Annotated in this window: 17 protein-coding genes; all 17 read left to right on the top strand. The window is 58.3% G+C overall.

What is annotated here, in order from left to right:
- The 17 genes from ffh to mraY all read left to right on the top strand — a co-directional run bounded on the left by ffh (position 1) and on the right by mraY (position 14600).
- Positions 1-1344, top strand: coding sequence for a signal recognition particle protein (gene ffh, locus D5270_RS07500; protein ID WP_166543514.1), 1344 nt, complete (start codon positions 1-3; stop codon positions 1342-1344).
- Between the two features lie 11 nt (positions 1345-1355).
- Positions 1356-2102, top strand: a complete 747-nt coding sequence (locus D5270_RS07505) for a GNAT family N-acetyltransferase (protein WP_166543515.1) — start codon at positions 1356-1358, stop codon at positions 2100-2102.
- Between the two features lie 11 nt (positions 2103-2113).
- On the top strand, positions 2114-2731 hold the full coding sequence (locus D5270_RS07510; protein ID WP_166543516.1) for a flavin reductase family protein: 618 nt from the start codon (positions 2114-2116) through the stop codon (positions 2729-2731).
- Between the two features lie 64 nt (positions 2732-2795).
- Positions 2796-3038 carry a 30S ribosomal protein S16 gene (gene rpsP / locus D5270_RS07515; protein WP_161472405.1) on the top strand — a complete coding sequence of 81 codons (243 nt, stop codon included), beginning with the start codon at positions 2796-2798 and terminating at the stop codon, positions 3036-3038.
- A gap of 48 nt (positions 3039-3086) precedes the next feature.
- The gene (locus tag D5270_RS07520; protein WP_166543517.1) at positions 3087-3317 is read left to right on the top strand and encodes a KH domain-containing protein; all 231 of its coding nucleotides are present in this window, start codon (positions 3087-3089) and stop codon (positions 3315-3317) included.
- A 151-nt stretch (positions 3318-3468) separates the two neighbouring features.
- On the top strand, positions 3469-3990 hold the full coding sequence (gene rimM / locus D5270_RS07525) for a ribosome maturation factor RimM (RefSeq protein ID WP_166543518.1): 522 nt from the start codon (positions 3469-3471) through the stop codon (positions 3988-3990).
- On the top strand, positions 3990-4688 hold the full coding sequence (gene trmD / locus D5270_RS07530; protein ID WP_166543519.1) for a tRNA (guanosine(37)-N1)-methyltransferase TrmD: 699 nt from the start codon (positions 3990-3992) through the stop codon (positions 4686-4688). Before rimM ends, trmD begins: the two co-directional genes overlap by 1 nt.
- A 260-nt stretch (positions 4689-4948) precedes the next feature.
- Positions 4949-5212 carry an HPr family phosphocarrier protein gene (locus tag D5270_RS07535; RefSeq protein ID WP_161472409.1) on the top strand — a complete coding sequence of 88 codons (264 nt, stop codon included), beginning with the start codon at positions 4949-4951 and terminating at the stop codon, positions 5210-5212.
- A 66-nt stretch (positions 5213-5278) separates the two neighbouring features.
- A complete protein-coding gene (uvrC, locus tag D5270_RS07540; RefSeq protein WP_166543520.1) occupies positions 5279-7129 on the top strand; it encodes an excinuclease ABC subunit UvrC in 1851 nt (616 codons plus the stop codon).
- Positions 7130-7234: 105 nt separating this feature from the next.
- Positions 7235-7798, top strand: coding sequence for a 16S rRNA (guanine(966)-N(2))-methyltransferase RsmD (gene rsmD / locus D5270_RS07545; protein WP_166543521.1), 564 nt, complete (start codon positions 7235-7237; stop codon positions 7796-7798).
- Positions 7795-8298, top strand: a complete 504-nt coding sequence (gene coaD / locus D5270_RS07550; protein WP_202612330.1) for a pantetheine-phosphate adenylyltransferase — start codon at positions 7795-7797, stop codon at positions 8296-8298. The genes rsmD and coaD overlap by 4 nt, the downstream gene beginning before the upstream one ends.
- 40 nt (positions 8299-8338) lie before the next feature.
- On the top strand, positions 8339-8818 hold the full coding sequence (locus tag D5270_RS07555) for an ATPase (RefSeq protein WP_161472412.1): 480 nt from the start codon (positions 8339-8341) through the stop codon (positions 8816-8818).
- Positions 8819-9045: 227 nt separating this feature from the next.
- Positions 9046-9465: a division/cell wall cluster transcriptional repressor MraZ gene (gene mraZ / locus D5270_RS07560; RefSeq protein WP_161472413.1), complete on the top strand. Its 420-nt coding sequence runs from the start codon at positions 9046-9048 to the stop codon at positions 9463-9465.
- Positions 9466-9546: 81 nt separating this feature from the next.
- Entirely contained in the window at positions 9547-10476 is a 930-nt protein-coding gene (gene rsmH, locus D5270_RS07565) for a 16S rRNA (cytosine(1402)-N(4))-methyltransferase RsmH (RefSeq protein WP_166543522.1), read from the top strand.
- 57 nt (positions 10477-10533) lie between these two features.
- A complete protein-coding gene (locus tag D5270_RS07570) occupies positions 10534-11112 on the top strand; it encodes a hypothetical protein (protein ID WP_161472415.1) in 579 nt (192 codons plus the stop codon).
- 147 nt (positions 11113-11259) lie between these two features.
- Positions 11260-13569, top strand: coding sequence for a penicillin-binding transpeptidase domain-containing protein (locus tag D5270_RS07575; RefSeq protein ID WP_166543523.1), 2310 nt, complete (start codon positions 11260-11262; stop codon positions 13567-13569).
- A 29-nt stretch (positions 13570-13598) separates the two neighbouring features.
- A complete protein-coding gene (gene mraY, locus D5270_RS07580) occupies positions 13599-14600 on the top strand; it encodes a phospho-N-acetylmuramoyl-pentapeptide-transferase (protein ID WP_166543524.1) in 1002 nt (333 codons plus the stop codon).
- Positions 14601-14634: the final 34 nt, after the last annotated feature.

The raw sequence follows: 14634 nt of genomic DNA on the forward strand, positions 1-14634 counted from the left end.
ATGGCATTTGAGGGCTTAGCGGAAAAATTAAGCAGCTCCTTTAAAAAGCTGAGGAGCAAGGGAAGGCTCACCGAGGGGGACGTTAAGGACGCCATGCGCGAGGTGCGCCTGGCCCTTTTAGAGGCCGACGTGAACTATAAGGTGGCAAAGGAGCTCACCGGGAAGATAACGGAGCGTGCCATAGGCGAGGAGGTCATGGAGAGCCTGACCCCGGCCCAGATGGTGATAAAAATAGTCAACGAGGAGCTGACCTCCCTTATGGGCGGCAGCGAGGAGCGGCTCAAAAGCCCGGCCCATCCCCCGGCGGTGATAATGCTGTGCGGACTGCAGGGCGCGGGCAAGACAACCCACGCGGCGAAGCTTGCCTATATGCTGAAAAGCCAGGGGCATAGGCCCCTGCTTGCGGCCTGCGACGTGTACAGGCCGGCGGCTATAAAGCAGCTCCAGGTGATGGGCGAGAAGGCCGGGGCCCCTGTGTTCGAGCGGGGCACCGGGGACCCGGTGGAAACGGCGAAGGAGGCCGTGAGGCACGCCAGGGACTACGGCCACGACTACCTTCTGATAGACACCGCCGGGCGCCTGCAGATAGACGAGGAGCTTATGGACGAGCTTAAGCGCATGAAGGAGGCCGTGAGCCCCACGGATATCCTGCTGACGGTGGACGCCATGATAGGCCAGGAGTCTGTAAACGTGGCGAAGGCCTTTGACGAGCTTCTTGACATAACCGGCGTGATACTCACAAAGCTGGACGGCGACACCAGGGGCGGCGCGGCGCTCTCCATAAAGGCGGTCACAGGAAAGCCCATTAAGTTTGCGGGCTCCGGGGAGAAGCTGGAGGGCCTTGAGGTGTTCCACCCGGACAGGATGGCCAGCCGGATACTGGGTATGGGAGACGTGCTGAGCCTTATCGAGGAGGCCGAGCTAAGGCTTGACGAGAAGGCCGCTGCGAAGACCGCCCAGCGGATGATGAGCAATAAGCTGGATTTAAACGATATGCTGGAGCAGTTCCAGCAGGTGAAGAAGATGGGGCCCATAAAGGGCATTTTGCAGAAGCTGCCCGGGGTGGGCAATAAGCTGGACGATGTGGACATTGACGACAGGATAATGGACCGCACGGCGGCTATAATACTCTCCATGACCCCCTACGAGCGCTCACACCCGGACGAGCTGAACGCCTCGAGAAAAAGGCGGATAGCGGCGGGCTGCGGGCAGAGGGTGGAGGACGTGAACAGGCTCCTCCAGCAGTTCAGGCAGACCCAGAAGCTTGTGAAGCAGTTCGGCGGCAAGAAGGGCAAAAAGAAGCTGAAGGGGATGGGCGGTATGCCGCCGGGTATGCCCTTCTAGGAGGTCAGCGGATGACGAAAGAAGAGATAGCCGGGTATATCGACCGGGGCGCCTGCTTCTATGTGGACCTGTTCGGCAGAGCGGAGCATATGGAGAAGGTGGAGCGGGAGCATTACTCCTTCGTGAGGCCCCGGGGCGGGGTGTACGGGATAAGCTTCGTGTACGACCTAAAGCTGGACAGACTTCCCGCCGGGGAGCTTTTGGAGCAGGCCCGGGAGATAAGGGCGCTGGGGATGCCGGTATGGGTCGGGCTTACCGACTCGGACCGGGTGTTCCAGGCCTGTACCGGCAGGGAGCGTCCGGAACCCGGCCGGGAGCCCGGCATGGACGACGAGGTCTATATGTATACGCTGGCAGGACCGGAGGAGATGGCCGGGCCGCAGGTTACAGAGGCCGGGAGCCAGGCCGAGTTTGCGGAGTGGGCAGGGGTCGTGAACGGCGTCCTGTCCGGCGGCAGGGAGGACCTGCACCCGGTTTACCACTACCCGCTGTGCAGGGACGGGCTGCTCAGATGCTACTTCCTGCGGGATACAGAGGGCAGGGCGGTGTCGGCGGCGGCTCTGGCGGTGGACGGCGGGTCCGTGTCCCTGGAGTTTGTGGCCACATTGCCGGAGCACAGGAGGAAGGGATATTCCGGAGCCCTGTGCAGGAGGGCCGTCCGGGACGCCTTTGGGGGCGGCGCTGATATCGTCACTGTCCGGGCCGTCGACGGCATAGCGGCGAAGCTCTATGAGAGCGTGGGATTTGAGAGGTATTGAGCAAAAGGACTATGAAACAGGATTTCAAGGAGTGCCCCGGCACTATAGACGAGGGCAGGCTGTTCGGGTTCAAGTCCTGGCAGGAGCACGTGGCGGCGGTAGCTTCGCCGCTGGCGGCTGTGAGCGGGTACAAGAGCAACGGCAGGAGCAATCTTACAATGCAGTCCTGGCTGGGGGTACACGGAGACAGGCTGGTGCTCATGAGCGTTGAGCGCGGGAGCCATCTGTACGGCATACTCAAAGAGCGGGGCGAGGCGGTGGTGAACTTTCCCACAGCCGGGAGCTTTAACCGGTGCATGAGGAGCATCGGGGGCAACGGCTGGGAGGAGGACGAGATAGAGTCGGCGGGGCTTACGGCTGAGAGGGCGCGGGAGATAGACGCACCCAGGGTGGCTGAGTGCCCGCTGAGCCTGGAGTGCAGGGTGCTCTGGGAGCACGAGGCCGCGCCCGGGAGCAGCGATGTGACTGTGTGCATGAAGATAGTGAGCGTAGCCGTGGACCAGGAGCTGTGCCGGGAGGGGCTGCTGTATAATATCCGTTCCCGGAGCGATATAGAGACAGGCGCAAAAACAGGTCCGGAGGCTGGGGTAATCACCAGCTTGGGGCCCTATGAAAATTTACCTGAGTGAATAAACGCACAAAATGTGCTTTATTATAAATATTAACATAAATCATCATTTGGAGGTAGTTAAAATGGCAGTAAAAATCAGGCTGCGCCGCATGGGCGCTAAGAAGAATCCCTTTTACCGTATCGTGGTAGCGGACTCCCGCTTCCCCAGGGACGGGCGTTTTATTGAGGAGATTGGGTACTATAACCCCATGGAGGAGCCCAGCGTTGTGAAGGTTGACCCGGAGAAGGCCAAGAAGTGGATTGAGGACGGGGCACAGCCCACAGACACTGTGAGGGAGCTTTTCAAGAAGCACGGCGTTATCTGAGAAACCAGGGTTTAGGGCAGATATAGAAATGAGAGGAGGGAGAAGGAATTGCAGGAGCTTTTGAAGGCTATAGCCTCGGGGCTGGTGGAGCGGCCGGAGGAGGTCAGCGTGACCGCCGAGGAGAATGAGAATGGTGTGACTGTGTACCATCTGCATGTAGCGGAGGAGGACATGGGAAGGGTCATAGGGAAGCAGGGGCGTATTGCCAAGGCCATAAGAGTGGTCATGCGCGCGGCTGCTACCCGGAATGATATGAAGGTAATGGTCGAAATCGAGTGATAGCATGAGGGCGCAGGAGCGCCCTTTTTTGTTGCAGGGCGCGAAGCGAAAAAAGTTTTTGAGGAGTCAAGAGGAACTTTTTATAAAAAGTTCCTCTTGGGAGAGGGGCAAAGCCCCGATAAGAAAAAGCACGACAGCAGAGGAACAAAAAATGAAACAATACCTAGAAGCAGGCAAAATAACCCGCACCCACGGAGTCCGGGGAGAGCTGGTAATGGAAATCTGGGCCGACTCCCCTTCCATAATATCAAGCCTCAGCGAGCTATACTACGACCCCGACGGCACCCGGCCCATAGGCCTGATAAGCAGCCGCGAACACAAGGGCCGCCTATTATTAACCCTAAAATCAATCAATACCGTAGAGCAGGCCGACAGGCTCCGGGGCAAAATTCTATATTTAAACCGTGACGACATAACCCTCCCCGAAGGCCGCTACTTCCTGGAGGACCTAATAGGCCTTCGGGCCATAGACGGCGAAACCGGGCAGGCCTACGGCACCATCACAGAGGTAATCCCCGCCCCGGCAAACAATGTCTACAGAATCACAGACGGCGGCAGGGAGTACCTGTTCCCGGCGGTGGAGCATATGATAAAGAGCACGGATATCCAGTCCGGCATAATCGAGCTGCTGCCAATCCCGGGCATTTTCGATGGGGACGGTGAGGAGGCCTAATGCGCATAGATATCTTCACTCTGTTCCCCGAGATGTTCCCGATGGTGCTGGAAAACAGCATTGTGGGCCGGGCCAGGCGGCGGGGCTTTTTACAGGTCTGCTGCCACCAGCTCAGGGACTTCTCCCCGGACAGAAGGGGCCGGGTGGACGACACTGTGTTCGGCGGGGGAAAGGGTATGCTCCTCACCGCCGAGCCCTTTGCCCGGGGCCTGGATGCCCTCTGTGAGCACCTGGGCTATATGCCATATATAGTGTATTTGTCCCCGAGGGGCCGGGTGCTGGACCAGCAGAAGGCAAGGGAGCTCTCGGCTCTGCCGGGGCTGGCGCTCCTGTGCGGGCACTATGAGGGGGTGGACCAGCGGGTGCTGGAGGAGTACGGAGTGGAAGAAATTTCCATCGGGGATTATGTGCTCACCGGTGGGGAGCTGCCCGCAATGATTCTCACAGACGCGGTGAGCCGTATGCTGCCGGGGGTGCTCTCTGAGGAGGCCTGTTTTGAGGAGGAAAGCCACTATAAGGGGCTTTTAGAGTACCCTCAATACACAAGGCCTGTGGTCTGGAGGGGCCGGGAGGTTCCGCCGGTGCTGCTCTCGGGGCACCATGGGAACATTGAAAAATGGCGCAGAGAGCAGTCAATACTTGTCACACAGCAAAACCGTCCGGACTTATACGAGGCCTATTCAAAAAATTTACACTGAAAAAAAGTTTCAAAATATTTGTTTAAACTGTACAGTCAGAGATTGAATATAAATTTTTCCTTGTTCATCTGCCCAAAAATGCGCTAAACTTGTTGACGGCGGGAAAAAATGTGGGTATAATTAGCATAGTTTGTGAGGACTTCACGGACCGGCCCATATGATGCGGTTTGTGAACGTCCAAGGGCTCTGGAAGCCACGAAAGCAGTAAAACAAAAGTCTTTGGGGTCCAATTTCAAAATTCTGTAGGAGAGTGAATGTACATGTGCGCAAAGGAAGTTCTGGTTCAGAATCAGGTAGGTCTTCATGCCCGCCCCGCCACTTTCTTTATCCAGAAGGCTAATGAGTTCAAGTCTTCTATCTGGGTAGAGAAAGAGGAGCGGAGGGTAAACGCCAAATCCCTGCTGGGTGTGTTGAGCTTAGGGATAGTTGGCGGCGTGAGCATCCGTATCATCGCCGACGGCACCGACGAACAGGAAGCCGTAGACGCCCTGGTGGCCCTGGTAAATTCCGGGTTCGCCGAGTAAGGCTCTGAGAAATTGGGCACCGCAGGTATTGCGGTGCTTTTTCTTTAGTGTGGAGAGGTGACAGCCATGGACGAGAGAGAGGAAAAACGGCGGGAGCTCAGGGCTAAGGCCATGCAGCTGCCCTTGACCCCGGGGGTGTATATTATGCACGATAAGTCCGGGGAGATAATATATATAGGGAAGGCAAAGGCCTTGAAGAACAGGGTCAGCCAGTATTTCGGGTCGGAGAGGAATCATGACGCCAAGGTGCGCAAGATGGTGTCCAATGTAGACTATTTTGAGTATATACTCACCGACAGCGAGTTTGAGGCGCTGGTGCTGGAGAGCAGCCTTATTAAGCAGAACCAGCCCAAGTATAATATTTTGCTGAAGGACGACAAGGGGTACTGCTATATAAAGATAAGCGGCGGGGATTGGCCCAGGCTCTCGGCGGTGCTCCAGAAGGATGATGATGAGGCGAAGTATATAGGGCCCTATCTCAGCTTCTGGTCAATCAGGGAGACGGTGGACGCTGCCAGGAAGATATTCAGGCTGCCGGACTGCAACAGGAAGTTCCCAAGGGACATTGGGAAGGACAGGCCCTGCCTTAACTTTTATATTGACCAGTGCTGCGCTCCCTGCCGGGGGAAGGTGAGCAATGAGGACTATAACGAGGCGTTTTTGCAGGCCCTGGACTTTGTGAAGGGGGGCAGCAGCACCTCTGTGCGGGAGCTCACAAGGAGGATGGAGCAGGCGGCTGAGGAGCTGGACTTTGAGCTGGCGGCAAGGCTTCGGGACAGGATAAACGCCATAAATAAGCTTCGGGACAGGCAGAAGGTGGTGGAGAGCTCCGTGCCTGAGCAGGACGTTTTCGCCCTGGCCCAGGGGGAGAGCCAGACGGCCTTTGAGGTGTTCAGGTTCACAGGGGGAAAGCTCACCGACAGGGAGAGCTTTCTCACCGAGGGCACCGAGCCGGACCCTGAGGCGCGCTCCGGGTTCCTTCGCCAGTATTACGCCATGAGGGACAGGATACCCCCGGTGGTGACCTTAGACGGCGAGTGCGACGAGCAGGAGCTTGTGGCAAGGTGGCTGACGGACAGGCGGGGGAAGACGGTGAAAATAAACGTGCCCCAAAAGGGGAGCCAGAAGCACCTGTGTGATATGTGCCACAATAACGCCGCCGAGTATCTGGCCCAGAGGTCGGGGCTCCAGGGGCGGGACGCCTCGGCCCTGGACGAGCTGCGCAGGCTCCTGGGCCTTGAGAAGTCCCCGGCCTATATCGAGTGCTATGACATCTCGAACCTCCAGGGGGACGAGAACGTGGCGGGCATGGTGGTCTTTGAAAACGGCAGGCCCTTAAAGGCCGCATACAGGCGCTTCAAGATAAAGACCGTGGAGGGCCAGGATGACTACGGCTCCATGCGGGAGGTCATAGGCAGGCGCTTCGGAGAGTATAAAACGAAGCAGGCAGAGGGGGACAATACCGGCTTCGGGCGGCTGCCGGACCTTATCCTGCTGGACGGAGGCCGGGGGCATGTGAACGCGGTGCAGCCGGTCCTGGAGGAGATGGGCATAGAGGTGCCCCTATACGGCCTTGTGAAGGACGACAAGCACAGGACCCGGGCCATAGCCCAAAGCGGCGGGGAAATATCAATCACCTCCACCAGGAAGGCCTTTACCCTGCTCTCCACCATACAGGACGAGGTGCACAGGTTCGCCATCGGCTACCACAGGCAGCAGCGGAAGAAGTCCGCCATATCCAGCACCCTGCTCTCAATAGAGGGCGTGGGCCCCCAAAGGGCAAAGTCTCTTTTAAAGCATTTCAAGACAGTCACGGCAGTGGGCGAGGCAGAACTTTCAGAGCTTGAGAGGGCCCCCGGCATGAACAAGCCCTCAGCCAAGAGGGTTTACGACTATTTTCATGGGGAAAACAGTTGACATTTGCAGTAAAAAATGGCATAATAACGTGAGAAAGTTTCGTCCACCTTTTCAAAGGTGGCAGGGTCTGGGGCAGCGCCCCGGGACCTTACAAGGGAGCAGAACATGCGAATTATAGCAGGAGAACGCCGGGGCAGGAAGCTCCTGTCCCCGGAGGGGACCGAGGTGCGGCCCACCACCAATATGGTAAAGGAATCCGTCTTCAATATATTGCAGTTCGGCATAGAGGGCCGCAGGTTCCTGGACCTGTTCGCAGGCTCAGGCCAGATGGGCCTGGAGGCCTTGAGCCGTGGGGCCAGAGAAGCCGTATTTGTAGACAGCAGCCGTGAGTCCCTAAGAGTGATAGAAAAAAACATCGCGTCGGCAGGCTTCGGCGACAGGGCAAAGGTAGCGGCGTCGGACTTCGCGGGCTTTTTAAAGGCCGGGCGGGACTCCTTCGACGTGGCCTTTATAGACCCGCCCTACAGGGAGGGCCTTATGGAGCGGGCCCTGGAGCTCACGGCCCTTCGGATGTCCCCGGGGGGAGTGATACTCTGCGAGCACGGCAGCCGGGAGGAGCTGCCGGAGAGGGCGGGGGAGTTTTTTAAGGCCAAGGTGTATAAGTACGGCAAGACGTCGGTGACGGCGTACAGGGCCGGTGAGAAACAGCAGAGGAGCGGGGAGACATGAGCTGCCATATTACCACAGCCATCTGTCCGGGCAGCTTTGACCCGGTGACCCTTGGGCACCTGGATATTATAAGCCGGGCAAGCAAAATTTTCAGTCGGATAATAGTGGCTGTGCCGGTAAACCCGGACAAGCGCTACAGCTTCACCGTGGAGGAGCGCATTGACATGCTCTCCAAGGTCACGAAGGCCGCGGGGCTCTCCAATGTGGAGTGCGACCGGGTGGAGGGCCTGCTTGCGGACTACGCCAGGGAAAAGGGCGCGGCAGTGGTGGTGAAGGGCCTGAGGGCCCTGACGGACTTTGAGTATGAATTCCAGCAGGCCCTGACCAACAAGAAGCTGAACCCCTCTTTGGAGACCATATTTCTCTCCACCAGCGCGGAGCACATGTTTTTAAGCTCCTCAATGGTGAAGCAGGTGGCGGGGTTCGGGGGGGATATCTCCCATTTTGTGCCGGGGTGCATACTGGACACTATAAGCGAGAGGCTCTGCTCAAGGCGGTAAGGGCCTTGATTTAGAATGCCGGGAAAGGAAACGGAGCAGAATGAGCAATAATCAAGCGACCATCGAAGACCTGATAGACGAAATGTACGACGCCCTTGAAAAGGGCTGGAAAATGCCCCTATCCTCCGGGAAGGTGCTGGTGGACAGCGAGGAGATACGGGATATCCTTGACGATATCAGAGACGTGTTCCCCCAGGAGATAAGCGAGGCAAAGCGCATAGTCGCCGACCACGGGCAGATTATAAACGAGGCCAGGCGCCAGGCGGACAGCATTATCCAGGCCGCGGAGGAGCGGGCAAAGTCCCTTGTGAGCCAGGAAGAGGTCGTACTGAAAGCCCAGCAGCGGGCAAACGAGGTGCTTGCCCAGGCCCAGACCCAGTCCAGGGAGACCAGGAAGGCCTGCAACGAGTATGTGGAGGAGATAATGCGCCGCACGGACGAGTCCATATCCGAAAGCCTCACCGAGCTCCGCAAAACCAGGCAGAATATCAAGAACTCTCAGAGAAATTCACAAATGTAGGCAGGATATTTTGTGCAGAACAGCCAGATTGCTAATAGTGATAATTTTCCCCTTGCTAAATGGAGCAAGGGGAATTTTTGTTCCCACAAAATAAGGTCGAAGGCACGTTCGAGCTTTCCCGGGCCCCAGGGGAACAAGATTTTGCGGTTGCAATCAGGTGGGGGATAAGGTATAATAATAACACCCAAGTGGGGTAAAGTGGGGTAAAGTGGGGGAGGTGAGGAGCCATGCTGACAGGTGAATATCAGCACAGCATGGACCCAAAGGGCCGGGTAACGGTCCCCTCCCGCTTCCGCGAGGAGCTGGGCGAGCGCTTCTATGTGATGATTGGCACGGACGGCTGCCTGAACCTCCTCTCCGAGGAGCAGATACAGATAGCCACGGAGAAGATAAAGGCCCTGCCGCCCCAGCAGGCAAAGCTCCTTCTCCGGAAGACCTTCGGCCAGGCGGCCGAGGTGGAGCCGGACAAGCAGGGGAGGATACTTATCCCCGAGCAGCTGAGGAACTACGCGGGGCTCACTAAGGATGTGACGCTGGTGGGGGAGTCCACCAGGGCAGAGCTCTGGGACACCGGGCGCTGGAAGGCCTATAACGACGCCCAGGACCCGGCGGATATTGAGGAGCTGATGAACCTGCTGACGCTGTAAGGTCCCGGAAGGCCGGGAGCTTTCAAACTTCAGCATATTCAGCATATAAACTTATTTTAGCACAAAGGGGGGCGGCCTGCAATGGATTTTGAGCATAAGCCCGTCCTCTTCAGGGAGACGATAGAGTCGCTGAACATAGTGCCGGGGGGGACCTATATAGACGGCACGCTGGGTGGCGGCGGGCACTCCCGGGCCATACTGGAGGCCCTGAAGGGCTCCGGCAGGCTTGTGGGCATAGACCAGGACCCTGACGCCATAGAGGCCGCCGGGGAGCGGCTGGGGGGCTTCCCGAACTTCACGGCTGTGAGGGGGAATTTCTCCCGGATGGGGGAGCTCCTCTTGGAGCTGGGGATAACTGAGGCCGACGGGGTGCTCCTTGACATAGGGGTGTCCTCCCACCAGCTGGACACGCCGGAGCGGGGGTTTTCCTACCACCACGACGCCCCTTTAGATATGCGCATGAGCCAGGAAGGGCAGAGCGCCTTTGACCTTGTGAACGGCCTTGGGAGCCGGGAGCTGGGGGAGCTAATATTTAAGTTCGGAGAGGACAGGAGTGCAAGGAGGATAGCCGAGGGTATCGTCAGGGCCCGGGGGGAGGGCCCTATAGAGACCACCGGACAGCTTGCAGAGATAATAAAGGAGTCGGTGCCCGCAGCGGTAAGGCGCGGCGAGGGGCACCCGGCGAGGAGGACCTTCCAGGCGCTGAGGATAGCGGTGAACGGCGAGCTTGAGGCCCTGGAGCAGGGGCTGGACAGCGCCCTAAAGCTCCTTCGGCCCGGGGGAAGGCTTGCGGTGATAACCTTCCACTCCCTGGAGGACAGGATAGTAAAGCGCAGGATGGCGGAGTATTGCAGGGGCTGCACCTGCCCGCCGGACTTCCCGGTGTGCGTATGCGGGAAGAAGCCGGGGGGGAGGCTCGTGCACCGCAGGGGGGTAGCTCCGTCAGAGGAGGAGCTGAGGGAAAACCCCAGGGCCCGGAGCGCAAGGCTCAGGGTTTTGGAAAAGCTGTAACTTTTGGGAGAGAAAAAATCAGGCAGGCCAAAGGGGCCGGCCGGGGAGGACGAGTAAATGGCGAACAGGGCTGAGGCATACGATTTTTCGTATTTTGAGGACAGGAACAAAGCAGAGGGGTACGGCACGAATGACTACGGCGTGGTTGACTACGGCATAGACGGCAGCCACGCGTACCAGCCCATGGAGCTGCCCCAGGCTGAGCCGGAGCCGAAAATTGTCGAGCTGCCAAAGCAGGAGCCTGAGGGCGAGCCGGAGCAGAGGCGCAGGCCAAAGCGGAACCTTATGCGCATGGCGGCGTGGCTGTGCTTCGGGCTGATATTCTCGGCGGTGATGACGGCGGTGTACAGCGAGGTGCAGCTGACTGAGCTGACCGAGAAGATAAACGAGGCCAAGAAGGACCTGGAGGAGGCAAAGAGCCTGGAGGTGCAGCTTACCATGCAGGCGGCCCAGAAGATGTCCGACGCGGAGGTTGAGCGCTACGCCACGGAGCAGATGGGCATGGGGAAGGTCACAGGGTCCCAAGTGGTGTACCTGCACGTGGCCCAGCAGGACCGGGGCACGGTGGTGCAGGAGCTTGGCGAGGGCTCCTGGCTTGACAGGGCCATAGCGGCGGTGAGGGGCTGGTTTGCCTGATTGGGAAGAAGGGTTCCGGGGAACCCCAGGGCTTCCCCAGAACCCCTGGCAGTAATAACCCCGCCCCGTAGAGAATAAAAATGAAACATCGAGGGCCAATCCCGATTTTGGCTCTCATTTTTATAAAAAGCTTTCGGAGGAGAGTGTATGGCAAAGGGCACAGCTGAAAAAATAAGAAAGAAGGCAATAGGCCTTATGTGCGGGCTGCTGATAGTGGGCTTCGGCGCGGCGGCAATGAGCCTTGTGCACTGGCAGCTTATAAACGGCGAGGAGCTCAGCGCCAAGGCCATGGAGCAGAGCCTGAGGAGCACTGGCCTGCCCGCCATGCGGGGCACCATTTACGACGCCACAGGCACAAAGGTCCTGGCCCAGAGCGCTTCGGTGTGGACGGTGGTGCTGGAGCCTCACTACCTTGCAGAGGACGACAACCTGAGAAGGAAGGTGGCAAACGGCCTTTCGGAAATCCTGGGCCTTGACGCCGCCGAGCTCTATGAGCGCACCGGGGAGGTGGGCTCATACTACGACGTTATAGCCCGCAAGGTGGAGACAGAGGTCAGGGACAGGATAACCCAGTTTATGAACGACAACAAGATAGGCAACGGCATAAGGCTTATAGCCGACTATAAAAGGTACTACCCCTACGGCACCGTCGCCTCCAATATCCTGGGCTTCACCGGGGACGACAGCCAGGGGCTGGAGGGCCTGGAGCTCTACTACGAGGAGGAGCTCTCGGGGAGCGCTGGCAGGCTGATAGCCGCGAAAAACGCCTTCGGCACGGATATGCCCTTTGAGTATGAGCAGATAGTGGAGGCCGAGAACGGCTATAACCTGGTGCTCACCATTGACGAGACAGTGCAGAGCGTCCTTGAGAAGTACCTTAAGGAGGGCATAGAGAAGTTCTGGATAAAAAATGGCGCCGTGGCGGTTATGATGGACGTGGACACCGGGGGTATCCTGGGCCTTGCAACATACCCCTACTACGACCCCAACGACCCCTTTACCATACTTGACCAGAACCTGCTGGAGCAGGTGGAGTCGGTACCCGAGGGGGACGAGCGGATAGAGGTCAAGAGGGAGGCCATGAGTGTCCAGTGGAGGAACAAGGCGGTCTCGGACCTCTACTACCCGGGCTCGGTGTACAAGATGTGCGTGGGCTCAATGGGCATAGAGGAGGGGCTGATAACAGAGGATAGCCAGTATACCTGCACTGGCGGCGAGAAGCTCCAGGGGGTGAAGGACCCCATACACTGCTGGAACCATGACGGCCACGGCACCACCACCTTCAGGGAGGGGCTCTGCAACTCCTGCAACCCCTGGTTCATGCACATAGGCAGGGAGCTGGGCCCGGACCTTTTCTGCCGCTATAGGGAGGCCTTCGGCCTGGCGGATAAGACCGGCATAGACCTGCCCGGGGAGGGAAGGAGCATATTGCACAGCGTGGACAATATGGGCGAGGTGGAGCTGGTGGTTGAGGCCTTCGGGCAGAACTTCTCCATAACCCCCATACAGATGATAACCGCCAGCGCCGCCGTGGCAAACGGCGGGTACCTGGTAAGGCCCCATGTGGTGGACAGGATAGTGGACGAGGACGGCAATATCGTAAGGAACGCCGACTGCAGCTACAGGCGGCAGGTGATATCCGAGGACACCAGCGCCACGATATGCGATATTTTAAGGCAGAACGTGGCCTCGGGCACTGCCAGGGGCGGCTATGTGTCCGGCTACAGGATATGCGGCAAGACAGGCACCTCGGAGAAGGTGGATAAGCATAATGAGGACCTGCTGGAGGACCCCAACGCGAAGATGACCTATATTGCCTCATACTGCGGCTTCGCCCCGGCTGAGGACCCGAGGTACGCCCTGCTTGTGTTCTTCGACGAGCCGGACGCCAGCTCCAACGGCGGCTATACCGCCGGAAACGCCATAGCCGGGCCCATCTTCTCGGCTATCATGCAGGAGCTGCTGCCCTATCTGGGGGTTGAAGTCATGTATGACGAGGACGAGTACAACGAGCACAGGGACACCGCCGCGCCCAACGTGGTGGGCATGACCATAAGGGAGGCTGTTGCCGCCATAAGGGAGGCCGGCCTTGAGTACGACATAGAGGGCAACGGCGACGACGAAGAGGGCTGGGACGAGTATAAGATAACCGAGCAGATACCCGAGGGCGGCGCTACAGTGCCCCAGGAGGGCAAGGTGGTGATGTTTACCACCGGCTATAATGTGAACGAGGTTATGGTGGAGGTGCCGGACTTCTTCCAGATGGATTTGATAAACGCCAGCTATGAGGCCCATATAAACGACCTGCAGATAACTGTAAACGGCAACCGGGACGGGGACACCAGGGTAATGATGCAGGGCATACCCGCCGGGGAGAAGGTGAAGAAGGGCACGGTGATAACCCTGACCTTTGCAAGCAACCTTAGCACGGACACATCCGTTACCATAGCAGAATAAAAAAGGGGAAACTGAGGAGGAAGCGCAAAATGAACAGTACATGGTTCCTGATAACGGCGGCGGCAGGCTTCGGGGTCACAGCGGTGCTGGGCTGGTGGGTGATACCGCTGCTCCACAGGCTGAAGTTCGGGCAGACTATCCGGGAGATAGGCCCGAAATGGCACAAGAAAAAGCAGGGCACCCCCACAATGGGGGGGATAATGTTCATCGCCGGCACTACGGCGGCGGTGCTCATATGCGTGCCCCTATGGTATATCCAGCAGGGCTTTGAGACCCCCCTAATGCTCACGAGGGTCTTCGGGGGCCTGGGGATGGCGCTGGGCTACGGGGCCATTGGCTTTATGGACGACTATATCGGCATAGTAAAAAAGCGCAACCTGGGGCTTACGGAAAAGCAGAAGCTGGTCCTGCAGTTTCTGGTGGCAGGGGCATACCTGCTGTCTATGAAGCTCGCCGGGGAGGACACGACCACTATAATCCCCTTTATAGGCCCTGTGGACCTGGGGCTGATGTACTACCCCCTGGCGGCAATACTGATAGTGGGCCTTACAAACGCCGTGAACTTCACCGACGGCATTGACGGCCTGAACGCCTCCGTGACAATGGTGGTCTTTGTGGCATTCACCGTATGCGCGGCACACCTGTCCATGGCGGGAATGACTGCCCTGGGGACGGCTTCGGCGGCGGCCTGCCTTGGGTTTCTTCTGTGGAACTTCCACCCGGCAAAGGTGTTCATGGGCGACACCGGCTCCCTGTTCCTGGGGGGCATGGCAGGGGCCCTGGCCTTCGGCCTGGATATGCCAATACTGCTTTTGCCGGCGGGGCTTATATACTGGGGGGAGATACTCTCAGTTGTGATACAGGTCACGTATTTCAAGCGCACAGGGGGCAAGCGGCTCTTCAAGATGTCCCCCATACACCACCACTTTGAGATGTGCGGCTGGAGCGAATATAAGATATGCGGGGTCTTCGGCGGCATTACCGTTATCGGCGGGATTCTGGCGGTGCTGGCTGTATTGTACGGCGTCTGACTGGACAGAATAGGTATTATGGGTACATTACTTT

The organism is Acutalibacter sp. 1XD8-36, from assembly GCF_009917525.1.
GTDB lineage: Bacteria > Bacillota > Clostridia > Oscillospirales > Acutalibacteraceae > Acutalibacter.